Origin of the sequence: Shewanella corallii, from assembly GCF_023349125.1 — a bacterium.
Classification (GTDB): Bacteria; Pseudomonadota; Gammaproteobacteria; order Enterobacterales; family Shewanellaceae; genus Shewanella; species Shewanella corallii.
The window spans coordinates 618,729-642,746 of sequence record NZ_JAKIKT010000001.1 but is presented as its reverse complement, the minus strand read 5'-3'; the positions used below and the strand labels follow the sequence as shown (position 1 = coordinate 642,746).

Annotated in this window: 21 protein-coding genes; 6 read left to right on the top strand and 15 right to left on the bottom strand. The window is 50.8% G+C overall.

From position 1 onward, the window contains the following. Positions 1-27: 27 nt before the first annotated feature. The 3 genes from nfsB to L2725_RS02805 all read left to right on the top strand — a co-directional run bounded on the left by nfsB (position 28) and on the right by L2725_RS02805 (position 2,356). Positions 28-678, top strand: coding sequence for an oxygen-insensitive NAD(P)H nitroreductase (gene nfsB, locus L2725_RS02815; protein ID WP_249247543.1), 651 nt, complete (start codon positions 28-30; stop codon positions 676-678). Between the two features lie 158 nt (positions 679-836). Next, positions 837-1,511 (top strand): DNA-J related domain-containing protein, encoded by a 675-nt coding sequence (locus tag L2725_RS02810; RefSeq protein WP_428985265.1) that lies wholly within the window; start codon positions 837-839, stop codon positions 1,509-1,511. A gap of 170 nt (positions 1,512-1,681) precedes the next feature. After that, positions 1,682-2,356 carry a thiol:disulfide interchange protein DsbA/DsbL gene (locus tag L2725_RS02805; RefSeq protein ID WP_249247540.1) on the top strand — a complete coding sequence of 225 codons (675 nt, stop codon included), beginning with the start codon at positions 1,682-1,684 and terminating at the stop codon, positions 2,354-2,356. Positions 2,357-2,432: 76 nt separating this feature from the next. Here L2725_RS02805 and L2725_RS02800 read toward each other — a convergent pair whose 3' ends face one another. The 9 genes from L2725_RS02800 to L2725_RS02760 all read right to left on the bottom strand — a co-directional run bounded on the left by L2725_RS02800 (position 2,433) and on the right by L2725_RS02760 (position 12,525). Beyond that, a complete protein-coding gene (locus L2725_RS02800; RefSeq protein ID WP_249247539.1) occupies positions 2,433-3,059 on the bottom strand; it encodes a LysE family translocator in 627 nt (208 codons plus the stop codon). A 257-nt stretch (positions 3,060-3,316) separates the two neighbouring features. Next, a complete protein-coding gene (locus tag L2725_RS02795) occupies positions 3,317-3,832 on the bottom strand; it encodes a hypothetical protein (protein WP_249247538.1) in 516 nt (171 codons plus the stop codon). Between the two features lie 611 nt (positions 3,833-4,443). Next, positions 4,444-4,851, bottom strand: a complete 408-nt coding sequence (locus L2725_RS02790) for a hypothetical protein (RefSeq protein ID WP_249247537.1) — start codon at positions 4,849-4,851, stop codon at positions 4,444-4,446. Positions 4,852-5,292: 441 nt separating this feature from the next. Further along, positions 5,293-6,201 (bottom strand): aspartyl/asparaginyl beta-hydroxylase domain-containing protein, encoded by a 909-nt coding sequence (locus L2725_RS02785; protein WP_249247536.1) that lies wholly within the window; start codon positions 6,199-6,201, stop codon positions 5,293-5,295. A 589-nt stretch (positions 6,202-6,790) separates the two neighbouring features. Next, positions 6,791-7,303 (bottom strand): cytochrome b/b6 domain-containing protein, encoded by a 513-nt coding sequence (locus L2725_RS02780; RefSeq protein WP_249247535.1) that lies wholly within the window; start codon positions 7,301-7,303, stop codon positions 6,791-6,793. Next, positions 7,300-7,845, bottom strand: coding sequence for a menaquinone-dependent protoporphyrinogen IX dehydrogenase (gene hemG, locus L2725_RS02775; protein ID WP_249247534.1), 546 nt, complete (start codon positions 7,843-7,845; stop codon positions 7,300-7,302). Before hemG ends, L2725_RS02780 begins: the two co-directional genes overlap by 4 nt. Before the next feature lie 379 nt (positions 7,846-8,224). Next, positions 8,225-9,850: a di-heme oxidoredictase family protein gene (locus L2725_RS02770; protein ID WP_249247533.1), complete on the bottom strand. Its 1,626-nt coding sequence runs from the start codon at positions 9,848-9,850 to the stop codon at positions 8,225-8,227. A 92-nt stretch (positions 9,851-9,942) separates the two neighbouring features. Further along, positions 9,943-11,100 (bottom strand): imelysin family protein, encoded by a 1,158-nt coding sequence (locus tag L2725_RS02765; protein WP_249247532.1) that lies wholly within the window; start codon positions 11,098-11,100, stop codon positions 9,943-9,945. A gap of 36 nt (positions 11,101-11,136) precedes the next feature. Continuing rightward, positions 11,137-12,525, bottom strand: a complete 1,389-nt coding sequence (locus L2725_RS02760) for a porin family protein (RefSeq protein ID WP_249247531.1) — start codon at positions 12,523-12,525, stop codon at positions 11,137-11,139. A gap of 414 nt (positions 12,526-12,939) precedes the next feature. On the opposite strand from L2725_RS02760, the gene L2725_RS02755 reads away from it, so the two are divergent. Then, complete coding sequence (locus L2725_RS02755; RefSeq protein WP_249247530.1) at positions 12,940-13,785, top strand: TIGR03899 family protein; 846 nt, start codon at positions 12,940-12,942, stop codon at positions 13,783-13,785. Between the two features lie 56 nt (positions 13,786-13,841). Here the strand turns inward: L2725_RS02755 and cysC are convergent, their stop codons facing one another. Genes cysC through cobA form a run of 5 tightly spaced genes read right to left on the bottom strand, consistent with a single transcriptional unit; the run spans position 13,842 to position 19,505 of the window. Next, positions 13,842-14,453 (bottom strand): adenylyl-sulfate kinase, encoded by a 612-nt coding sequence (gene cysC, locus L2725_RS02750; RefSeq protein ID WP_115135464.1) that lies wholly within the window; start codon positions 14,451-14,453, stop codon positions 13,842-13,844. Positions 14,454-14,467: 14 nt separating this feature from the next. Next, a complete protein-coding gene (locus L2725_RS02745) occupies positions 14,468-16,210 on the bottom strand; it encodes an SLC13 family permease (RefSeq protein ID WP_249247529.1) in 1,743 nt (580 codons plus the stop codon). A 19-nt stretch (positions 16,211-16,229) separates the two neighbouring features. Further along, a complete protein-coding gene (gene cysN, locus L2725_RS02740) occupies positions 16,230-17,675 on the bottom strand; it encodes a sulfate adenylyltransferase subunit CysN (RefSeq protein WP_249247528.1) in 1,446 nt (481 codons plus the stop codon). Positions 17,676-17,704: 29 nt separating this feature from the next. After that, the gene (gene cysD, locus L2725_RS02735) at positions 17,705-18,643 is read right to left on the bottom strand and encodes a sulfate adenylyltransferase subunit CysD (RefSeq protein WP_249247527.1); all 939 of its coding nucleotides are present in this window, start codon (positions 18,641-18,643) and stop codon (positions 17,705-17,707) included. 55 nt (positions 18,644-18,698) lie between these two features. After that, complete coding sequence (gene cobA / locus L2725_RS02730; RefSeq protein ID WP_249247525.1) at positions 18,699-19,505, bottom strand: uroporphyrinogen-III C-methyltransferase; 807 nt, start codon at positions 19,503-19,505, stop codon at positions 18,699-18,701. Between the two features lie 306 nt (positions 19,506-19,811). Here cobA and L2725_RS02725 point away from each other — a divergent pair, with 306 nt between their 5' ends. Next, positions 19,812-20,681, top strand: a complete 870-nt coding sequence (locus L2725_RS02725) for a phospholipase A (protein WP_249247981.1) — start codon at positions 19,812-19,814, stop codon at positions 20,679-20,681. A 212-nt stretch (positions 20,682-20,893) separates the two neighbouring features. Beyond that, positions 20,894-22,258, top strand: coding sequence for a S41 family peptidase (locus tag L2725_RS02720; protein ID WP_249247524.1), 1,365 nt, complete (start codon positions 20,894-20,896; stop codon positions 22,256-22,258). A gap of 40 nt (positions 22,259-22,298) precedes the next feature. On the opposite strand, the gene L2725_RS02715 is transcribed toward L2725_RS02720, so the two are convergent. Further along, positions 22,299-23,990, bottom strand: a complete 1,692-nt coding sequence (locus L2725_RS02715) for a hypothetical protein (protein WP_249247523.1) — start codon at positions 23,988-23,990, stop codon at positions 22,299-22,301. Between the last annotated feature and the right edge of the window lie 28 nt (positions 23,991-24,018).

The window sequence follows — 24,018 nt, the reverse complement described above, 5'->3', positions numbered from 1 at the left end:
CTAATCACAAGCAGTCAGAGGATTAACATGGATATTGCCGCATTGGCCCAAAGCCGATACACCACCAAAGCATTCGACGCCACCAAGCGTATTCCTGCTGAGCAGATCGAACAGATTAAAACCCTGCTCAGATTCAGCCCATCATCAGTAAACTCACAGCCCTGGCACTTTGTGATTGCAGGCACCGATGAAGGTAAACAAACGCTGACCAAAGCCACTGAAAACTTCGCCTTCAATACTCCAAAAATCCTTAATGCTTCCCATGTGGTAGTGCTGTGCCGCCGCACCGATATCGACGCCCAATACCTGCAGCAACTGACCGCTCAGGAAGAGGCCGACGGTCGGATTCCAAATGAAGAGGTGAAGCAGACAATTCTGGGTGCCCGTCAGTTCTTTGTGGGGCTGCACACTGACACATTGAAAGATGCACCTGACTGGATGGACAAGCAGGTTTACCTGGCGCTGGGGACGCTGCTGTTGGGCGCTGCCGCATTGAATATCGATGCCTGCCCTATTGAAGGGTTTGACGCCGATACCCTGGATCAGGTGTTGGGTTTGAAGGAGAAAGGCCTGCGTGCCTGTGTTGTTGCAGCTCTGGGCTACCGTGCCGTAGATGACTTTAATGCCGGGCTGCCCAAGTCTCGTTTACCTGTGGAGCAGGTGATTTCCGAGATCTGATCCGACACTCAAAGGGCTTGCTGAGCCTTCACACTTTCGGTTTGAAAATCAGTCTTTTCTCAAATTGACGCTGCTCTCTTCTGCCACCATAGTAAAAGAAAGGCTTGGGAATAACAGAATCAGTCCTGTTCTTCCCGGTCGCTGAATGGAGAGAGCAGATGCCGCCAACGCCAAATAGTCTCGCCACCACACGCCAATCAACCGGCTGCCGCAATGGTCAGGATAATCCCCTTATCTGGCCCTTACTCAGTTTGCTGCAATCCTCACAACAAAGCTGGAAAGTTCATCACCTCGCGGTCGCATTGAAAGAACAGGGGCTGCTGGATGATCTGGATAAAAGCCCGGACAAAGATCTGTTCAAGCGCAACTTCCTGCTGATGAATGCTCTCTATGAGTTACAGGAGATGTTGCTGCCACAACAATGGCTGCAGGTGCAGGCGATGGAGATACGGCTGATGACGGCTCCGCCCGGCGATATGGAGTTGGAACTGGCCAGAGATATTGCGTTGCGGGAGTACTACTTTAATTGGGATAACTATGACACCTGCGCCAACGTCGTTCGCGAGATGCTGCAATCATTCTGGAACCGTTATCAGGATTATATCGGCATGGGTCAGGAACCCGGCATGCATAAGGTAAAAGCGATGCAAATCCTCGGGCTGGAAGTTGGCGCAAGCCCAAGAGATGTCCGCCGACAGTGGAAAAAACTCGCCCTGAAATGGCATCCGGACCGTCCCAAAGGTGATGCCGCCCGTTTCCGCCTTATCTGTGAGGCCTGGCACACATTGCGAGGCCACAATGACCAACCAATGGAACCGGAAGTTCATACCTGAATTGGCTGGAGTCTGCGCCACAATCTTTTGAAACTCCTGCTCAGGTCACATTTCAGGGGGCGAACCCTGCCTCAGTTTCAGACATAATTAAGCCAGTCGACCTACTCTGGGGACATTCGGCAAGCAACAAAGCTGTGCCTTCAAGTTCCTGAACGATTTCCGAGGATAATATGATCAAGAAAGCCGCCCTGGCACTGACCCTGGCCGTTGCCTCTATGAGCAGCTATGCAGCCACTTTCTACGAAGGTAAGCACTACACTGAAATCACTGATAAAGCCCCTAGTGCCCAGCCTAAACTGACTGAGTTTTTCTCTTTCTACTGCGATAACTGCTATGCATTTGAAGCTCAGTACATGCCGGCTATCAAGCCTCACCTGAATAAAGAGATCAAATTTGAATCCAAGCACGTTGAGTTCCAGCGCAATGAAATGATGACTGAAATGATGCGTGCGCTGGCAGTAATCCATCAGTTGGCCGGCGATGATGTCAATAAAATGGGTGAAATGACCCTGGCGACATTCACTGCAATGCAAGGCTCCGATGCTGCAGCTGGCCATGCCGCCAGCGGCCATGGTCATAACCATGAGCAGCACATCACCAGCCGTGATGATCTGAAAAAACTGTTCTCAGGCTTCGGCGTTTCTGCCAAGCAGTACGACGAAATGGCTGACAGCAAGGTCACTAACGAGAAAATAGCCCTGTGGCGTAAGCAGGCTCAGGAGTTCCGTATCCAGAGCGTGCCTTCTTTTATCGTGAACGACAAGTACATGGTTAACCTGGGTCAAATCCGTAACCTGGGCGAAATGATCGACCTGATCAATTTCCTGTCGACCAAGAAGAGCTAACAGCCGTCAAGAATTCCCAACCTCCTATCCCTACGCAAAGCCCCTCAATTGAGGGGCTTTTTATTTTTCTGCTCACTTATAATCGGACGGTTGCCAACTTGATACCAAAACCTATAAATAGAGTTCCCGACAGATAGTTGAGCAAAGCACTAAACTTACCACTTACCAACAGCGCCCGGATTTTCGACGCCAATAAGATCACCAAAGAGAACCAAGCCGCCACCACGATAGCCTGAGTTCCCCCTAACAGCAGGCTGTCCGCAATCACATGCTGAGGTGAAACAAATTGAGGAAAAATGGATAGGTAAAATAACACAATTTTTGGATTGAGCAGATTAGTCAGCAGCCCCTTCCCAAAATTCTGTCTTATTCCGCTCAGATGCACCCGCTGTTCAGGAGGGCTAATCACCTGACGTCGCCAAGCCGACTTCAAATGCCCAACCCCAAGCCAGGTCAAATAGAGCACCCCAAGCCACTTTAGCAAATTGAACGCCCAGGCAGACTGCGCCAACAACAGGCTCAGCCCCAAGGCAGAAATTAGCGAGTGAATTAAAAAGCCCAACGACACGCCCAAGATATTGGCAAACGCCAAAGAACGTGATTTGGTCAAAGCGGTAAAAAGCACCAACAGCGCGTTAGGACCAGGGATAACGGCGATCGCGAAAACGATCCCCGCAAACAGCAACAGGGTTTCCAGTGTCATAAAAAACTCCAGAAAAAAACAATGAAAAACGCCGGGCTTCAGAAACTGAAACCCGCAATCGATGGAGGTAACGAAACCTTACTGTGGAGGGCAGCGATTGGCAGCGCTATATTGTTTCATCTCTAGAGTCTGTAATTTTCAGATTTATCTTCCACTGATACTACGATAAATCAGCAGGGAATAACACGTTCAGATTTTAAGCTTACAGTAAGGTACGAGTTTCTATTGGGCAACGATGAGTTTGGAAGGTCCGCTGTTCACCAATCCTCATCATCGCTGTCCAGCCACTCCTGATAGCCGTCCACTAACTCCTCCCAGTAGTAGCATTCACCAGATAGAGCCACCATTTTTTTGCTCATTGTGGCCAGTAGTTCGGAGTCACGAATGCAGGAGTCTATGGGGCCAAGCAAGCTGTCAGCCTGATTGGCTGTCGCTTTAAGATAACTCAGGGTGTTGAGAAATGCCTCCAAAGAAGTAGCAACCTCATCAGCACTCCAACGGCCCATGCCATGCATGGCGGTATATACGGGAAGCTGAGGCTGTGTGGTATCCACAAAGAAAGGATCGCCCAACTGAGTCTCTCTGGCCACCACCACCCAGCCCGGCTGCCAGTCCCCCTCCCCGGTCCCGGTCAGATCACTGCCATCCGGATGACGACTATAGCCAAGCTGCATATCCTCCAGCTCTGACTCGGTGGCAACATCAAATCCTCGGGAGCCGAACCACACCTGAGTGACTCCGGCGCAGTTCAGTAGCTTTACAATGTCCTGCATTCAGTACTCCTTTTGGCCCAGACAACAGACGCCTGAGTGCCCACCAAACTAATAGCAGCACGTCAGTGACACAAGCTGGAAAAAAGTAGCAATTTGCCCCCTGAAATAATAAGGAAATAGGCAGTGAACGGTGATAGATGGACAGCCAGGAACCACTCAGGCTTCCGAAGGGGCCTTCCATTTCAATGAGTTAAGTTTCATGGTAAATCGATACAGCTAAAAGTGCTCTGGTCTATTTTGCTGGCTGTATCAGTATGGTACTTCAAGATTCGGCTGGAACATTCATGGCTCTGCCATGGCTTACAGTCTGTGTAACTCAGAGTACAAATGCCCTCTGAGCACCCTAAGGAAAGCATATTCCTGCTGTGTCTGGAATTGAACTCGACGAGAGAAGCAACAACCGCGCCCACAGTCCTGACTGGCTTGCCCTCACAGGCATAGTTATTATCCGAAATCTGAACATTGGCGTAGCTTAGAACTTTCTCCAATGGCAGATTGTTACCCGTTACTGGCTCGATTTCACCGTAAGAGCTAAGCCATTGACAGATAACCCCAACACCAATTCCCACGACAAAGGCTATTCCTATCCCAAAGGTTTTAATCATCGCAAGTTAATCCTCTGCTCTGGTCACCTTGATAACCTTGCTCAATAATCCCTGCCTGGGGTAGTTAACTGATAACTCAAAGCGTTCAGAGTCGTTAAAAACCAGCTCATAGCGGTTAGCAGACAGCATCTTGATATCCGTTAACAACAAGCTGTTATAGAAAGGCTGAAAGCTGTAGCTGCCCACCAGGTTCCAATCCTTACTGATAATCAGCAGCTCACAGCCCTCCTCGAAGGGACAATCCCAACTATTCAACAGCATATAGTAGTCAGCAAGCTCAAACTGTCTCTCTATCAACCAACCGGCAACCCTGAGCCTGGTGTCTGCACCATCAAAGTAGAGCGATGATTTAAGCGCCCGCTCACCGGACATCCCCTCCCGGCTATGCAAGCTGAACTTATCTATCGGTGTCACAACCTCACTCCCTCGCACAGACAATCAACAACTTAAAGCCACACTACTGGCAGCATATTGGAGTTACAAGCTGGAAGAAGGTCTATAGAGGGTCAAATGACAGGGGGGAAGAAGTTTACCTGAGCAAGTCATATCTGCATTTTGGGCAAATGAAACTGAACGAACAAGAATTAGTCCCCAGCCACTGAATGGTATGCCATAAGCACGTCAGGCCCGTTGATAACAGACGTGTGCAGGTTTAAAAAATACTCTTCAATTTTAGGGTCTTGCATACAAACCCTATTGATATTAGCGTTAGTAATCTGCTCAGCGCTTCCTCTTGCTTCAGACGTTTACACTGGGTTACTGCCAGTCCAGTCGTTCTTGTGTGGCTAAACTAACCAGTTCTTTTAGCCACAATTTTACCAGCCATGTAAAAAACAAACTGGAACCACAAAAAGACTAAATCATTGACTTATAAATTAAAAAACCAACCAAAACGACAATTAGAATTTTCAAAGATTTATAAACCGTCCTGTTCCATCTTTTTATTTTTTTTATGTAAGCCATGTATTTACCATGAATAGGGGTAATTCTATTACCGATACCAGTCTTACTGGTGTCAATGTTATCCACAACAAACAAACTGTTGAAAAACCTGGCAAAATAGTAATATACCTTTTGAACAACCTTGATCTTTAATGGACGATCGATATCTGACATCAAGATAATACGTGGAGCATCACTATCATTATGAGTGTGATGAGCATAAGTCTCATCAAAGAGAATTGACTCGCCGTCACGCCAGATATGCCATTGGCCATCAACTGAAATAGCACAATCTTTGGAGTTTGGCGTACTCAACCCAAGAGAGTATCGTAAGCTCAATGCAAATGGATCATGGTGCTTACCCAGCTTCTTCCCTGAGTTTAGACAGGCAAATAACGCCAAGTTCATCCCAGGCACCTGATCAATCAACTCCATGGTTTTAGGTGCTAATTTACGAGCTGACGGGATGTCACAATCGTATACTTTCAAATAAAAGCTGGTCCATCGATTGTCTTTATAAAAAGAACTGGCAGGCAAATCATTTTTAATCGCAATGTGCCCGTTTTCATATAGAGCCAAAGCTTCGTCTCTGATTATCTCCCAATTACTTTGCAAAATCTCAAGCTCTGGAAAATGTTTGCGGTCAACAAATGGGGTTAATGGCACTTTAGACAAAAGATATACCGGAATATTAAATGGCACCATAAATGTAGAAAAATCAGAAAGTTGTCTACTCAAGCCAAATCTATCTCGGTTACGGACACGAACAAATAAAATAGAAAGGATATAAATTAACAGAACAAAAAAAGCAAAAAACAGCATAATTCAACACCCATCAAAGCATTAAGAAGTAAGTAACATCAGAACTAATGCCTCTTAGCGGGACAAATAATCTGACTTTTTAAAGTGAACACCCAAGTCATGCTGCTAACCTTTGGTTGCGAAAGCACACCTCTTCGGGGGTGATATTTTCAAGGCTTTGATGGTGTCATTGTACGTTATCAAACACCATGTAGTGCCCGATATCAACTTCTGCTTCTTTCCGTGTCTTTTAGGTCTTTAACTATATCTCTTTGTATTTCAAGCCAGGCAACAGGCACTCCAGCTCTGGACGAAGTAACAGCTTGCAAGGCTCCATAGGTGACAACTTCGGCTGGGATGCCCCGGGGGGGAAGAGTGTTTGCCTGAAGCAAATGCGTTCATAATAGAGCGATAGAAGACGATCTGGCTGTTAAACATGGAAGTTGTTTAACATAGAGGAGCAAGGCCCCTGACTCGGGTGTAGACAGGACTAATTGAGAACCCGGCTTAGCCAGCACTAAAGGGCAAAAACAATCGAGCCGGGCTGGATTCAATATCCACCCCGGCTCGTAAAGAAGTCTCTCTCTCCCCCACCAGGAGCCCCCCTAAACTACTGCCGCAAAAAATCCAACAGATGCGACAGCGCACAAACCACATGTACACACAGCAGGCCAACAAACACCATGGCACTGTCGATATGCCATGCCCGCCAGCTCAGCGCATCGGCGCTGCCCTGGGTGAGATACCACATCAGGCCAGTAATACCTGTGGTCACCAGCCCCAGCATGGTCAGGCCTTCAATCACACTGAACAGGCCCCGACCACCGGCGACCGGCAGTTTGAGTTTGAACAGCCCGGTGATGTCCTTCAGCAAAGGTTGAATATCACCGGCTACCCAGGGGAAATATTGACGCCAGGTTCCACCCAGAAGATTAGTAAACAGGAACAGGCAAGCAAGCACGCAGGTCAGCAGCCCCAGATAAACATGGGAGAGGTTCCAGAAAGAGGCATTGGCCGGCAGTTGCCGCGCCATAAATATCCAGGGACTGGTCACCAACAGAAACACAGTTGGCAGCATTACCAACAGGTGCAATCTGTCACTCAGTCGCTGCCACCATTTCATGCTGCTTGTCCCACGGTGCCGGATTGATTGGCGAAACGACCGGCAAAGGCTTCAACCTTGTTCCAATCGGTAAAGTCGATATCCACATTGGGATCAGTCGGCCCCTTGGTAATCCACATGATGAAGCGAATGATGTTTCTGTCCATCGCCCCATAGCCACCATAGTTCAGGCGACCACCAAACACTTCCAGCATCTTTGGCTGCCAGCTCACCTGACTCAGGAACGCCTGCATATAAGGGTTGGTATCCGCAGTATTTTTCATCGGCTTACGAGCCACCAGGCTCACAGAGAAGAAGCCATTTTGTTTGCTATCCAATTCATCCCTATGCTCATTCACATAAGTCAGCACCGCCGGATTATGCTTACCGTGGCGGATGCTGGCACCAATAAGCACCTTGTCAAACTCAGTCAGTGACGGTGCCTCGACAAAGGTGCTCAGGGTGACATCTTCCCCCAGTTCACACAGTTGCTGCTTGATGCGTTCACAGATTTTATGGGTGTGACCATGCACACTGGAATATAGGATCAGGGTTTTGCTCATCTGAGACTCTGCTGGTTTGCACTTTTTCTCAGCCCAGTGTAGGGGATATGTTCAGGCAGTTTTATGAAGCGGATCACTCTCTGCATCCATCAAAAACAGCAAAAGATGAAACTTATACCCAATTCACAAAAATTCTTTCTACCAATACCCTCAAAAACATTAACTTAGAATTCAAAATTGCATCTTCACTTAATTTACTGATTTTGAAAATAAAAAGCCGCAGCACTAAGCCACGGCCTTTTATTGAAATGTACCAAAGTCTACTGCCTTGAATCTGTTAAATAGATTCACCTCCGGGGCTCTATCAAAACCAAGCTTCCAGGTTCAGCTCTCGCTTGCGTGTTTTTTATTCCCCCCTTGCTCAGAAATCCTCCCCGTACTAGAGACTCATCAAAAATGACAGTAACTGTGCCCGCTCATTGGCATTCAGCGCCATAAAGGCATCTCTGCTATCTTGCGCCTCGCCGCCATGCCACAAAACGGCCTCCTCAACGGTTGCCGCCCTGCTGTCATGTAAAAAGCCAGCCTGGGGATTCACAGTTTGCGTCAACCCCAATCCCCACAAGGGACGGGTGCGCCACTCTTTGCCATTGGCGAGAAAATCCGGACGGTTGTCAGCCAAATCATCCCCCATATCGTGCAGTAGCATATCGCTGAATGGATAAATCGTTTGTGCAGCCAGTCCGGCAGGCATAGCCACACCACCTATATCACCGCTGCTTTGGGTGACAAATTTTGGCGTATGGCAAGCGGTGCAGTTGACCTGCTGGAACAGTCTGGCGCCTTCCCTTACATTGCTGTCGGCTACATTTCTGCGGGCCGGCACAGCCAGGGTTTCCACGTAAAAGATAACCGCGTCACTGAAGTCCTGATCGGTTTCGGGCTCTCCATCAATACCTGTCCCGGTATCATTAAACCCGGTTCGTGTCAGGTAGCTGTCATGCATGGGTGTACCGGCAATACTCTCTTCAGGAAACAGTGGACTGGTGATCCCCATATCGCTGCGCAGTGCTTCCAGTCCCTGAGCCCTGACACTGGGCGCGTTTGCTTTCCAACCAAAGCGCCCCAAGCTGACAGGATTGGCATCACCATCTCTGGCCTTCAATGCGTCAAATACATAATTTGCCCGTCCCGATATTCCATCATTGTCGCTATCATCTGGGTCGGCATTGGCCAGGATATCCTGCTCAGCAATCGCCTCCAGCAGACCCAATCCAAATACAGGCATACTGTTGCGAGCTCCAACCAATACATTGTCCTGCAACAACGCAGACGTGACATTGGCTGATTGACGGGTTTCACCTGGGGCATCGTAGGGGTTTTCTATCTCAAACCTGGGCTTTTTCAACGTCACTTCAACACCGTCCGGATAGCTGACAGTGGAGTATTCCCAAGACAGGTAAACATCAGCCTGACCGATAAAGGGATAGTCTTCCCAATCAGCCCGTGCTTTCAGCACCCCCCGATGAAACAACTGAGTACCAAAGCCGGGCACTGCAACGGGTGAACAAAAGTCATTGGCAGCCGCAGGCACTTCACATGGCACATCAAAAGGTAGACTCATGCGCAGAAAAATACCTGCATCAGCTCCCAGCTTAATACGCTCGCTGCCAGCAGGCGGTAATATGGTGGAGTTACGGCCATCTCTTTGGTGACAGGAGTTACAGTCAGCGTTATTGAATACAGGCCCCAGACCATCCAAATCCGGATGCTCCAAATTCGGCGCCGTGGTAAAGCTGGTTTCAAAAGCTGCGTCACCTGTTAGATGCAGGTCCAGCTCAGCGTCTGTTAAATTTGGGGCTGGAGTGGAAAAACCATGCCCCGAGTTGGACGTATCAAACGTCGTCGTCTCACCACCCAGAGCTGAAACATCCGTATAGTCAGGATAACTGGGCGCAGGAGGTTCAGGGGGAGGTGGCGTGGTGCCACTGTCCCCGCCACTGCCACCGCAAGCCGCCAGGCTCATCCCCAGCAGCAGCGATATAATCAATTTGGATTCATTCATCTTCACACTCACCAGATTGCTTTTTTATTGTTTTGAAAATAGTGATAAATCAACCGGCAAAGCCCCCACCTCACCGGTTGATTCTGCAGGCTTTACTGCTGCCAGCGGCTGAGCAGAGGCAAAACATCTGACTCAAGACTGGTCTGCAACTTGGTCAGCGCATCTACAGCAACCTGCACACGTTGACGTCCATCGTCATCCAGAATCGCCTGACGAAATGGCATGCCAGTGCTGCCTTCAATCGCCTGGATCTTGATGATGGCGTCATCAATTTCTGCGGCGATGCGGGTTGCCAGGGCACTGTCTGCTGCATTAACAAAATCAATCAGTCCAGGTTGGTCAGCCTGGCCTGAAAATTCACCCTGATAGACATTGCGTACACCTTTAATGTTATCGGCAAAGTCAGCCAGGGAGTTCCAGCTGTATTGGGATTCAACCTTACTGGTATCAGCGCTGCCAACGGCATCACCCAAGGGGTCTGCAATCTTGCCGTTACCTACTTCGTCAACAATGCCGATAAGGCCATTGATTAGCTCTTCCACCACGGCCAGCTCTGAGCTGTAAAAGGTGTTATCACTGCTGCCAGGCGCCTTCAGTAATTCAGCGTAGGGTTTGGCATTGGTGTCCTGAGGGTTGTGACTCACCTGCCAGGCATCATCCAGGGCTTTGGCGTAATCACGGAATACCTCAGCAACAGCCATCAGATAATCCCGCTCAGCCGCCGTCATTTCACCGATAGCTTTTTCGTTGTCATTAACCCCATCACCAAATAGTAAGAACTCCATGGTATGGAACCCCTGCACATCATCATTCCATTGTCGTATGGTGGCAGCATCAAAGCTGGCATTGCTGGCCAGCGCAGTCTGCAGATCTGTAGTATTCAGAGGCCAGGTGTCCAGGTGGGGGTCAATTCCCATAGAATCAACCGGACCAAAGATATGAGACTCACCTTGCTCCCATGGCTGACGTGATGCTTTCCAGGCGTCCTGAGCGGCCTCCAGGTTTGCCTGATTTGGCGTGGCAACCAAGGTTTGGGTGGCTTGCAATGCTGTTTCCGCTTTGGCAGCAAGATCGGCATAGCCGGCAACAATCACATTGTCAGTCAGATTGTTAATCATGGGTGTTGCATCAAAACTGAAGCTGTTATCCGGCGTGGGTGGCGTGGTTGAACTGTCGTCTGAGCCGCTGCCGCCACAGGCAGCCAGTACTGAAACCAGAGATGCCGCGACCAGTGTTTTACGCATAGTCATACTAAACTCCATTTTTTAAAGTTATGTTTTAAATCGTTAAAGCTTGAACTGATAGCCAACGCCCAGCGCGAAGAAGTAGGTATCCGGAATCGAGGCAACTGCCACCTGATGCAAACCACCCTCTGCTTTGATCACCAGTTCGGGAACAGGGTGATAATTCAGCCCCAAGCTGCTCCAGGTATTTTCAAATCGCTTGCTCGGCTCTCCGTTCTCCACTTCCCACAAAGGGTTGGCGTAATCCAGGTTGGCAAATACTGTGACGGGAACGTCAAACCAGTGATTCAAATCAAGTCCAGCTTCCACAAAGAAGGCCATGGACTCAGATCCCAACTGGGCGAAGTTACCCGGACGTAAGCCGGGTGTAGTCTTATTGGCTTGGGTAATGGCATTGGTATCGGACAGGGTGCCGTAAAGGTATTGCCCACGCAGGATGTAAGGCCCTTCGACCCAGGCCGCTGCGGCAGAGAAGATGCTGACATCGGCATCAGCACTCAGCTTGTTGCTTTTATGACGGTTGCCACCAGTCTTACCGTAGTAATAGGCAAGCCCGACGGCTGAACCTTTCTTGAAGTCCCCATAATCCAGGCGCACAGCAAATGCCGGCTCGTCGGCATTGATGTGTTCAAAGCGCTTTTGATGACCATTGGCCACCCAGTTGTAGGTGCGGAAATATTCGGAATTCAGTCCACTCAGCAATTGGGCCTGATAATGAAAGTCATCAAACTGGCCAAATACCCCGATACCCATCTCATTCCAGGTCGCCGGTAACATAGCGGCTTCGCTGCGATGGCGCGTCACGGTAAGGTATTCGTTGGGTTTGTGCAGGATAGTAGATAAGCCCATGGGGACATGGATATTACCGAACTTGACGCCAAAGCGGTCAGAAGGACGATAGCGGATTTGTGCTTTCTCAATAAGGACTTCACCACCGGCTTCGATTTCAGTTTCAAACTCACCAAACTCATCGAAACCATCATATTCCAGTGCCGCACCAGTGCCGCCGTGTTCATACTCGATTTCAACTTCCATATCCCAATGTTCGTTGAACTGGTAGCCAAATTCAGTGACGATACGTTCCAGGTCAAATCTGTTACGCCTTTCCGGCGTCGTGTCCTGAACATTGTCAAAATACTCATCACTGGTGAAGCTCAAGGTACCGTATGAGCTGAAACTGAGTCTGTCCCAGGTACTGGTGCTGGCTGTAGCCGTCGATACCGACGCTTTGGACGCCGCCTTCTCTACTCTGGCTATTTCTTTTTCGCTGCTGGCCTGCTGAGCTTTCAGAGCAGCCAATTCCTGTTTGAGTTTGGTTAACTCAGCCTCCTGACGCTCAATCGCCTCTGCCAACTTTTGTGGGTCGACCTGCGCCTGAGCCCCTAGGCTCGTGAAACCACAAGCAACAGCCAATACGGTTTTACTCAGCAATGCCGTTCGCTTCCGGCCTGCAGATTTTCTCCTGTTCTCGTTCAATTGTGTGTCCCCCATCATTATGATGCTGGACACACTACATTAAATGAGATCTATTTTCATTAGCGTTTACAACTTTATTTAAACATTTTTATCTACCGACAATACAATATGCAACCCAATCAGCCTTGCTTGTAATCATTGCCAGTATTTATAACCACGACCTTGTTATTACCTCTTTACTTACCAAGATACCCAAACCCATAACCTTGTTGATTTTGTTTCCCATTCATTGGGATTTTCCATTTGGGGGACAATGCTACTGCATGTTATATAACCACTAACACTGACGATATTCGGCAAAGGCCGCGTATTAAGAAAACGTGGTAACAAGCATGGATGATCCAGGCCGGTTTTTAAGGTGACAGGGATATGACGACAGAAAGAGCGCTTCAAAAGGGCCCAGGCAGCGATACTCCTGCCAACGATAATGAGGTGTCGGCACGTAAGAAGGCATTGTTGCTGGGCAAATACCTTGGATTGGCCAGCACAGCGGACTTTAAGGCTCACGATAGCAGCACCAGCGAGCGCGCAGCGCAGCGGCAGAAGCTGCTCAACAACCAATATCAGGAAAACCTGGAGACCATTTACAAGCTGGCGCTGGCCCATACCCCATCCGATGTGACAGGCAGCGATCTTGACCCGGACTGGCGGCATCAGTTCCTGCAGATGGCTGAGCAGATCTTCAGCCGTAAAATGCAGGAGTTGTGGGCCCGGATCCTGGCAGCAGAGATAGTGAACCCCGGACACTTCAGCGTACGTACCCTGCATACCCTGAAACAGCTGACCCAGAGAGAAGCCCAGCTGCTGGAGCGAACACTGGGACTGGCCTGTAACATTAATGATGACAAGCGGCTGAAAATCATCACGGGCTACAGAGTCACAGGCGGGCTCTCTCAAGTATTCAGAAAGTCGCCTCAAACCCAGTTGAGCCTGTCCCAGTGTGGTCTGCCCTATTCCGGCGTGTTGACTCTGGTGGATGCAGGCATACTGCACAGAGGCGAGTTTGAAACTGGCCTGCTGCAACCCAAAGCACCATTGGCGCTGAATCTTCCCGGCGACCATATCACCCTGACCCCGAAACACCCTCACCTGCTGCTGAGTTACTACAGTTTCACCGGCCTGGGAGAGGAGTTGGCTCAGTTGGTCACCGCCCGTACCAATGCCAAATACACAGGCATGCTGCGCGGCCAGTTCAAGCGGGATTTCGGAGTCTGATAAAAAATCCCCTCAACGTTGAGGGAATTTTTGTTATCAACAGCGACTTAACGGATTCATTTTTTGAGAATGCCCAGAGCAGTCAGATAGTGCAGCAAAGCCTGCACCTGAGAGCCCAGATCGCCCCTGCTGGTATCTATGGTCAGCTCGGCATTCAATGGCTCCTCATAAGGAGCTGAAATCCCGGTAAAGTTGGCAATCTCTCCCTGACGGGCCTTTTGATACAGTCCCTTGGGATCACGCTCTTCACACACAGCCAAAGGTGTAGATACATGCACCTCAATAAATTGTCCGGCAGGAAACAGAGCGCGAATTCTGTCTCTCTCTTCACGGGTAGGGGAGATAAAGGCGGAAAGTACCACCAGCCCTGCATCTACCATCAATCTGGCAACCTCGCCTACACGGCGTAAATTCTCATCCCGATCGGCCTGAGAGAAGCCAAGATCTTTGCACAAACCATGGCGAACGTTATCCCCGTCCAGCAAATAGGTGTGAAAGCCTTCACTGTAGAGGGCCCGCTCCAGAGCACCCGCCAGAGTGGACTTACCCGCACCTGAAAGGCCGGTAAACCAAAGCAACACAGGTTGCTGACGCTTCTGTTCGGCTCTGGCCGCCTGATCCACTGCATGCTGATGCCAGACAATGTCCGGATTTACTTCTCGACTCATTTCAGCTCCAAGCTTCAAAAAGGGAACAACACAGGTACCAGAAGTACCACAATTAACGAATACAAAAGGGACAGAGGCAAGCCCAGTCTCACATAGTCAGAAAAACGATAGTTACCAGCACTGAGCACCATAAGATTGGTTTGATAACCATAGGGTGAAATAAAGCTGGCACTGGCCCCAAATACCACAGCCAGAATAAAGGGCCGTGTATCCACACCGTAGCTCAGCGCAATGGCGTAGGCGATAGGGAAAGCCAAAGCGGCAGCCGCATTATTGGTGATCAACTCAGTCAGCAGCAAAGTCAGAAGATAGACGGCAACAAAGGCCCCCATCACCCCGAATCCGTTAAATACCCCAAGCACCGAATCAGCCAGAGACTGAGCCAGGCCCGATGACAGCATCAAGGCCGCGAGATTCAGGGCACAACCGACAACGATCACCAGCTCCAGAGGAAAGCGCCGACGCATCTCCCTGACGGTCACAGCACCACAACCAAGATACACCAGCAGCAGTAGCATAAGACCTTTCACCAGCGGCAGCACGCCCGCTAAACTGGCCGCAATCACGGCGGCAAAGCCCCCCAATACCAATCGGCTGCGGGCAGTATCCAGCCTGACACTCAGGTCCAGACCACTGATGGCCGCAAACTCAGAGGCCAGATGGCTGCGACAGGCGTTGTTTTTGTCCGGGCAGAACCCCGGCCCCGGTGTCAACAGCAGTACATCACCGGCCTTGAGTTCTATATCTCCAAGACCGCCCTTGAGCGGTTGATTACCGCGGCGAATGGCCATCACTGCGGCATCAAACTTTTCCCTGAAGCGAGCAGATTTAAGCGACCTTCCCACCAAAGACGAGGTTGGAGCCAGCACAGCTTCCATCAGGTTTTGCCCCCTCGCCTGCTGCTTGCCGAACCACTCCAGACCATCAAATTGATGCAGGAGTTCCACTGCCTCCGGGTTGCCGGAAAAACGCAGCACATCGCCGCCACTGAGCACCAGCTGAGGTGGTACAGGACAAATACGGATGCCGTGACGCTCCAATTCCACCAGGTACAGATGCTTAAGCGCTCTGAGGTGATTGTCCTGCACACTTTTGCCCACCAGCGCAGAACCATCCGCTACTCTGGCTTCCAACAGATAGGGCAAGGACTCATCTACACTGGCGTCATCCCGTTCAGGCATCAGATGACTCAGCAACACCAGCAAACCAACGCCCAGCACCACAATCACCACACCCACAGAGGTAAACTCAAAGAAGCCCAGCGGCGTCAGTCCGGCCTCCTCTACAAAGGAGTTCACGATCAGGTTGGTGGACGTACCTATCAGGGTCAGGGTGCCCCCGAGAATCGCAGCGTATGACAGCGGCAACAGTAACTTGGCTGGTGCATGGGCCGGATTGCGACGCACAGCACCAATCAAAGAGGCCACTACGGCTGTGTTATTGGTAAATGAAGACAGCAGTGCAGTGGAAAAACCCAGTCGTGCCAGCGTCATACTCAATGAGCCACGACCAATCAACTTACTCATACGTCCCAGCAATGAGGTCTTTTCCAGCGCCAGCGTAGCAAGTAACAGCAGTACCAGAGTAATCAGTCCCGGGTTACTGAAGCCGTGCAGCAACTGCTCCAGATTGACCAGCCCCAACAGATAGGTCAGCAGCGAGGCAATAAAGAACAGGACCGCAGGGCTGGCGACACCGGCGATTAAACCGGCTACCAGTCCTGTGAGTATTAATGCCAGCTGTATGCTTTCAGACAATCTGTGTCTCCTGCCGGATTCAGAGTTTACTGATATCCAGTGCCTGCCAGTGTGGATAGTGCTTGCGGATGTAAGCATTCAACTCAAGCTCCTGAGCACTGAATTGACGCTGACCTGTATTTGACTCAACCGCTTCAACCACCATGGCAGCACCGAGTGTGGCGTTGCTCAGACGGTCAATCACAATCAGTGCGCCGGTTTCGCGGCACAGCTCATAGGGATCAACAGCAATGGTTTCAGTCAGTTCCAGAACCACTCTGGCGATACCATTCAGCCCCAGGGTTTCCGCCTGATGCTGCTCATAGCTGTTTACATCCAGCTGATAACGCACTTCGCTGACTCTGGCCTGGGTTTTCTTACCCGCCAGCTTGATGTCGTAAAGCTGCCCGGCAACCATAGGCGTTTCTGCCATCCACACCAGATCAACCAGAAGTTGACCAGCACTCTGAGCCGGTTTGCTGACCGCGCACAGCATGTCGCCACGGGAGATATCGATTTCATCCTCAAGGGTCAGAGTGACTGACTCACCACTGAAGGACTCAGGCTTACCACCATCAAAGGTCACTATGCTGGCAACCTTACTGCGCTTGCCCGATGGCAATGCCACCAGTTCATCCCCCACTCTGACGCTGCCTGCCGCCACTGTGCCGGCAAAGCCACGGAAATCGAGATTGGGACGGCTGACATACTGAACCGGGAAACGGAATGGCTGAGCATTGAGCTCCCGGTCGATCTCTACTGACTCCAGATGCTCCAGCAGAGTTTCTCCTGTAAACCACGGGGTGCGGCTGCTGCGCGATACCACGTTGTCACCATCCAATGCTGACATAGGCACATAATGTACATTTAACTGCGCGCCATGGTCAGCCAGCTCACTGACCACACCGGCAAACTGTTCGCTGATCTTGTCGAATACCGCCTGGTCAAAGTCCAGCAGATCCATCTTGTTGATAGCCACCACAAAGTGACGAATACCCAGCTTGGAAGCGATAAACGCGTGACGACGGGTTTGGGTCTGCACCCCATATCTGGCGTCAATCAGAATCACCGCCAGGTCACAGGTGGAGGCGCCGGTAGCCATATTGCGGGTGTACTGTTCATGTCCCGGCGTGTCGGCGATAATAAACTTACGCTTATCGCTGGAGAAATAGCGGTAAGCTACATCAATGGTGATGCCCTGCTCCCGCTCCGCTTGCAGGCCATCAACCAGCAACGCCAGATCGATCTTTTCACCTGTGGTGCCCATTTTGGCGCTGTCGCTTTTCAGACTAGCCAACTGATCTTCATAGATTTGTGCACTGTCATGCAGCAGCCTGCCAATCAGAGTGCTTTTGCCGTCGTCCACACTGCCACAGGTCAGTAACCTCAGCAGGCCTTTTTGCTGCTGGTTGGCCAGATATTGTTTGATACCCTGCTCTGACAACTCCTGTGCCAGTCGGGTCTGTTGATTTACTGCAGTTCCCATCTTCTCATCCTTTGCACTTGTCTGTGTTGTCAGAAATAGCCCTGGCGCTTTTTCAGTTCCATGGAAGCAGCCTGATCTGAATCGATAAGGCGTCCCTGACGTTCGCTGGAGCGGGTCAGCAACATCTCTTCAATTATTTGCTCCAGCGAGTCAGCCTCCGAGTGCATAGCTGCTGTCAGGGGATAACAACCCAGAGTGCGGAAACGCACCTTCTCGTGGCGAACCTCATCTTCCGGCGTTAGCGGCATACGCTCGTCATCCACCATAATCAGCTGGCCTTCTCGCTCCACCACTGGACGCTCTTTGGCGAAGTAGAGGGGCACAATCTCAATATTTTCCTGGTAGATGTACTGCCAGATATCCAGTTCTGTCCAGTTGGACAGTGGGAATACACGAATGCTCTCGCCCTTGTTTACCGCACCGTTAAAGTTGTGCCACAGCTCGGGGCGCTGATTTTTGGGATCCCACCTGTGGTGAGTATCGCGGAAGGAGTAAACCCGCTCTTTGGCCCTGGACTTCTCCTCATCGCGGCGGGCACCACCGAAGGCGGCGTCAAAACCATACTTATCCAGCGCCTGTTTGAGCGCCTGAGTCTTCATGATGTCAGTATGTTTGGCACTGCCATGGTCAAAAGGGTTGATGTTCTGCGCCAGCCCCTCAGGATTGGTGTGCACCAAAAGTTCAAAACCGAGGTCTTTGGCCTGATTATCACGAAACTCAATCATTTCGCGGAACTTCCAGGTGGTATCCACATGCAGCAGAGGAAAAGGTATCTTGCCCGGGTAAAAGGCCTTGCGGGCAAGGTGCAGCATGACAGAGGAGTCTTTACCAATGGAGTACAGCATCACTGGATTATCAAATTCCGCAGCGACTTCCCGGATAATCCTGATACTTTCCGCTTCCAGCTGTTGCAAGTGGCTTAATCGAGCCGCTTCCGGGAGAGAGTCCCGGGATATTTCACTTGTCATCTGTTTACTCCATTCCAATCTGACTGGGCGGAATTCCGCCTGTTATTACACAGATTTATCTGTACTGTTGCAATTTTGATTGCGATTCCTGCTGTTGCGCGAACCAGTTCATCTGCTCGGTATAGCGCACCACTTCACCTATGATGATGAGCGCTGGCATCTCCAGCTCTGAGCTGGCGGCCAGTTCAGGCAGGCTGGCCAGCGTTGCCGTCATCACCATCTGTGCCGGGGTACTGGCTTTTGAGACTATCGCTACCGGGGTGTCAGCAGCACGCCCGGCGTCAATCAAGCCACGGCTGATAATCCCCGCATTGAGCGTGCCCATATACACAACCAACGTCTGATTGGTATCGGCATACTGTCGCCAGTTGAGAGGTTCAGACTTAAGCTTGCAGTGGCCGGTCACAAAACTGACACTCTGGGCGCAATCCCTGTGAGTCAAAGGTATGCCAGCATAGGCTGCCGCGCCGCTGGCGGCGGTAATACCAGGAACCACCTCAAAGGGGATCCCTGCCTCCACCAGGCTTTGTAACTCTTCGCCGCCACGCCCAAAAATGAAAGGGTCCCCCCCTTTCAGACGCACCACCCTGTTGCGGGTAAATCCCTTGGTGACCAGCAACTGATTGATATCATCCTGATGGGCGCTGTGCTTACCGGCACGTTTGCCAACGGCAATCATTTCGGCACCCTCTGGCGCAAGCGCCAGAATTTCAGCGCTGACCAAAGCGTCATACAAGACCACATCAGCTAGCTGCAGACAGCGCCAGGCCTTCATTGTCAGTAACTCGGGATCCCCCGGTCCTGCACCAATCAGATAAACCTTGCCCCGGGGAGATTGTCCGGGTATTGCCACCAGTTCCATGCTTTTGCCCCACCAATGATTTCTGCATGGACTATAGCCCCCCTTTTATTACTAAAAAAATAGAAAATAATTAACATCTATAACCAAATGTTATTAGAAGCCTTGATAGGGATGAACATTTGCCTGTGATATGGTGTTTCGGCCCTCAAACACAGGTAAATAATAGAAAAACTCTGTTGAGCATGGCGGATGCCAGCAGGTTTGCAGGGAGAAACGGCTCTAACTTATGCCAATTTGATAGACAGGAGGTTAATAATGCCAGGGACACATGCCCAAATTCTTGGGCTGGTTATCACTCTTATCGGGATGCCTTTGGCTACGGCAGCCGATAACCGGGAGCAGGATGAAAGCACTCCCAATTCTTTGGTCAGTGAAAGAGTTAAGGATGAATTGGCAACCGCCGATCTGCCGTTTGTAATTATTCCTCACAAAGTCAATTACATACTGCCGGTCACCTATGACCCCAGCCCGAATGCTGTCCCTTATGAGCAGGAGTTTGCCGATACCAATGGCGAATTGGATCAGTTTGAAGCCAAGTTTCAAATCAGTTTTAAGCTGCCGCTCTGGTACAACGTCTTCGGTGACAATGGCCATCTTTTCTTCGCCTACACTAACCAATCCTGGTGGCAGGTATACAACAAAGATATCTCCTCCCCATTTCGAGAAACCAACCACGAGCCCGAACTCTTTATGCTGTTCAATAACGACTGGGAAGTATTTGGCATGACCAACTCTTTCTGGGGCGTGGGTGCTGTGCACCAATCCAATGGTAAATCAGGCGACTTGTCCCGTAGCTGGAATCGCTTGTACGGCACCATGATTTTTGATGCCGGTGATTTGGCAGTGGGAACCAAAGTGTGGTGGCGACTGCCGGAAGACGCTAAAGAGTATCCGGGCGATCCCCGTGGCGATGACAACCCGGATATCAATAAATTTATGGGGAATTTTGAGCTGACGGCGGTTTATGGCCTGGGTCAGCAGCGCTACAGCATGATGCTGCGAAATAACCTCAGGCGGGATAACAAAGGTGCTATTGAGCTGACATGGAGTTATCCAATTTTGGGCAATCTCAGAGTTTATGCACAATACTTTAACGGGTATGGAGAGAGTCTGATCGACTACAACGCCAGCACTCAAAGGATTGGCATAGGTTTGGCTCTCAACGACTTGTTATAGGAAGGCTGAAGGCGCAAATATCCGCCCGTTCCGGCCTTCCGCGGGCTTGGGGCGGACCTTTCCCTTTACCGGCCAATCATCGTCAGCAAATGGACCTGCTGTGCACCTCCCCAAAGGAGGAGCATGATTCGTCGACCGGTAATCACTTAGCTCCCCCCGGTCGCCGGATGAATTTGGGTTTTACCCCGTCCGGCATGGGAATGGGGAGGCTCATGAAGTTAGACTACAAGGGTATTTTCGCCCTGTTTATATTGTTCTTACTGCTCTGCAGCGTCAGGTTGGGCTGGTTTCTGCTACCGGATAGTCTTCCGGAGCGTCTCAGCCAAACTCAGATTAACCAGGAGCTTTACCTGGTGAAACGCTGGCTGGAAAATGAATCGGCGTTCTACCATGTGTTGCCGAAAGCGCAGAAAGCAGGGATTGACAGACAACTTCGCCTGACCGGAACCCGGACCGCCGGCCAATCATTGTCCATATACCGAGATAGCCTCTCCCTGCTGCTGGCGACACTTGGCGATCCCGGAGTCAATATCGCCGCTGACTCACCTTCACGATTTTCGCTGCAACTCTATCCTGAAAACGGCCGCTGGCTCGCTACCCGCGACGGTGCACTGCTGGATCCTCGCTATCCCTTTGTCACCCATATTGATGGCTTGCCGCTGACACGCTTTCTTAAACAAGCAAGTAAACATCTGCCCGCTTCGCTGAGACAGGAACCCGACGTGCTGATCCCCTTACTGGCGCAACTACAGTCATTAAGACAACAGCTGGGTCTGGATATCTCCCGGCCTCCCAGATTGACCCTGGTCGATGAGCTTGCCGACTCCAGCCGCACCTATTGGCTCTTAGAGCAGAATGACGGTTTATCCTTTGCCAAAGCTCCAGCGAATAGATTGAGCCACCTTGCCGATAATGCCGCTCTGCTTGTGGTGGCAGATCTGGATAACCTGAGCCACCATATGCTTGCCCAGGCAATGAAACGTGATGCCCTGATTCTGGATATCAGTGGTGCCAGCGACGGCAACCCTGAGACCCTTAAACCTCTGCTGGCCAAGCTCGCCGGTGGCAGACAGTTGCCCGGACTCACGGCTCGATATCGCCCCTTTGGTGCCCATAAGCACCACCAGCTGGAGCAATTGGGGTTAATTCAGACGGGGAACAGCCATGAACAGAATGGACTAAGCCCGATATTCTCGGGGCAATTTAACTTTGAAGAAGCAACAGGGACCACCAACGCCTTCTCATCTGTGGTGGTTATCGTTAATACAGATTGCAGTCGTGCCTGTGCTCGGCTTGCTTATCTTGCACGTCATCTACCCAACGTCACCCTGGCTGGAACCCGGTTTGCCGGAGACTTCAGTCCACGCACTCAACTGAGGCTGCCTTACTCTGGAATCACATTAAGCGCATCCACCAGCCTGTTTTATGATAACCATGGAAATCGGATCTCTGGCCTGGCGATCAATCCGGATATTTCACTGGCACGTTACCAGACGATGGACTGGCACACCCTGACGGCACTCCTGAGCCAGGGTGCTCAGCAGCAGCTCACTGCCGATATCAACTCACAGCCATAAAAAAGCCGGACTCAGTCCGGCTTTATCTTCAATAGTTTAGTTATTCCGCTTCCGCGGCCATACGGGTATCAAACACCAAACCTTTGTCGGTGACATCGAAGTCGAACAACACCTTCATATTGGCATCTTTCATGCCTTCAATTTCAGGTGGAATCTCCTCGCCCATCGCCTCCATTACATCGAACAAAGGGGTAAATACTTTCTTGTAGTCCGCTGTCATCACCATGATGCCGTTGGGCTTGATGGAATCGACAACACCCAGCTCATTAGCCAGCTCAGTCGAACGTGAACCGGTATAGAGCACCAGATGCTTACCTTTGGCGGCCAACATCACGTTACCAATTGGCGGCAGTCCCAGCATATCTGTGACATCAATCGGGCTGCCATCGGCAGGCAGCTGTACCCCGGCCAATTGAGGCAGGAAGCTGGCGCTCATGGCATACAGAGTTTGTGGATCTTCAACAGCCAGGCTCACCATGGCATCTACGCTTTTGGGCTCGCCATACTCATCCAGCTCAAAACCAGAAACCACGACAGAGACACCTTTGGCTCCCTGAGCCATACCGGAAAACATCCCCAGCATTGCAGGGTTTGCCTGACTCAGTTCTGATTGCATTGCGGCCAACGGCAGACATTGCATCTGAGGTGTCATCATCTCCTGCCAAACCTGATTCAGGGATGCGGCCAGGTTATCGCTGTCCAGTCCCAGGCCAACTGAGAATACGCTGTCGCCCATACGACTGGCTGCCGGAGCAATAAAGCCACGCAGTGACTGCAGCGCTGACATCACCTTGCTGTTGTTGGACTCAATAACAGTGCGCACATCCATATCGGCATGGCGCTCATCAACGCTCATGTGGGTTAAACCTGCGACTGTCATAGGCCAGTTTGCAGCAATACCCGCCATCTCCTGCTGACATTCAGCAGTGCGAATTTCCTGCAGTTCACTGGCATCACTCAGCTCAGCCAGCTTGGTCAGTTGCTGCCCCATCAGGCCTTCACCTTTGGTCAGTGCAGCCACTATGGTTTGATGATTGATATAGCTGACACTCTCAGACAGGAAACCGTGACGTTTGACGATATCCTTAAGCAAGGTGGTTTGAGTCAGATTGTTCTCTACTGCCTTGAGTCCAAGGGATTGCTCCAGAGTTACAGGATCCTGACCGGAAAAAGCCAGCGTCATGGTCAGCCAGCCCTGGTGATCGGACACCAGCAGTTGGATGTCGCCGCTCTCATCGTCAAGCTCATAGGCGCGGACATTCAGCTCACCAACCTTACGAACAGTATGACTCCAGCCGCTGCTCTGCTCCGCAGCATCCAGTTGACCATAAAAAGCTGCAGGTTCTTTGATTTGCAGCTTCATCACAGGAATCAAGCCCAGAGTGTAAAAATAGCCCTCAACACGGTTGTCCAGACCAAAGCTCTTAATGAATTCATCGGGCTGTTTCAGTTGACTGGCGTACTGTTCAAACAGGGCGTAGAAGAAGCGCTCCTGCGGCGTTTCCAGCATATCCAATGGAATAGAGGAAGGGTTCTGGTAATTATTCGCCGTCGCGACCAGATAGTCACGCAACGGGAAAGGGTGCAACTGTCCCGAAAACACGGCTGTGTCTGCAGGCACGTATTCAAGCGCTCCATTTGGCTCGTATCCCTGCTTGCCACTTTGCTGTGCCATGTAGTACAGCGTGCCGCCCGCCAGTGCTATGACCAGCACTATCAATAGGTTTTTCATTCATCATCTCCAGATGTTTTTTCTGTGT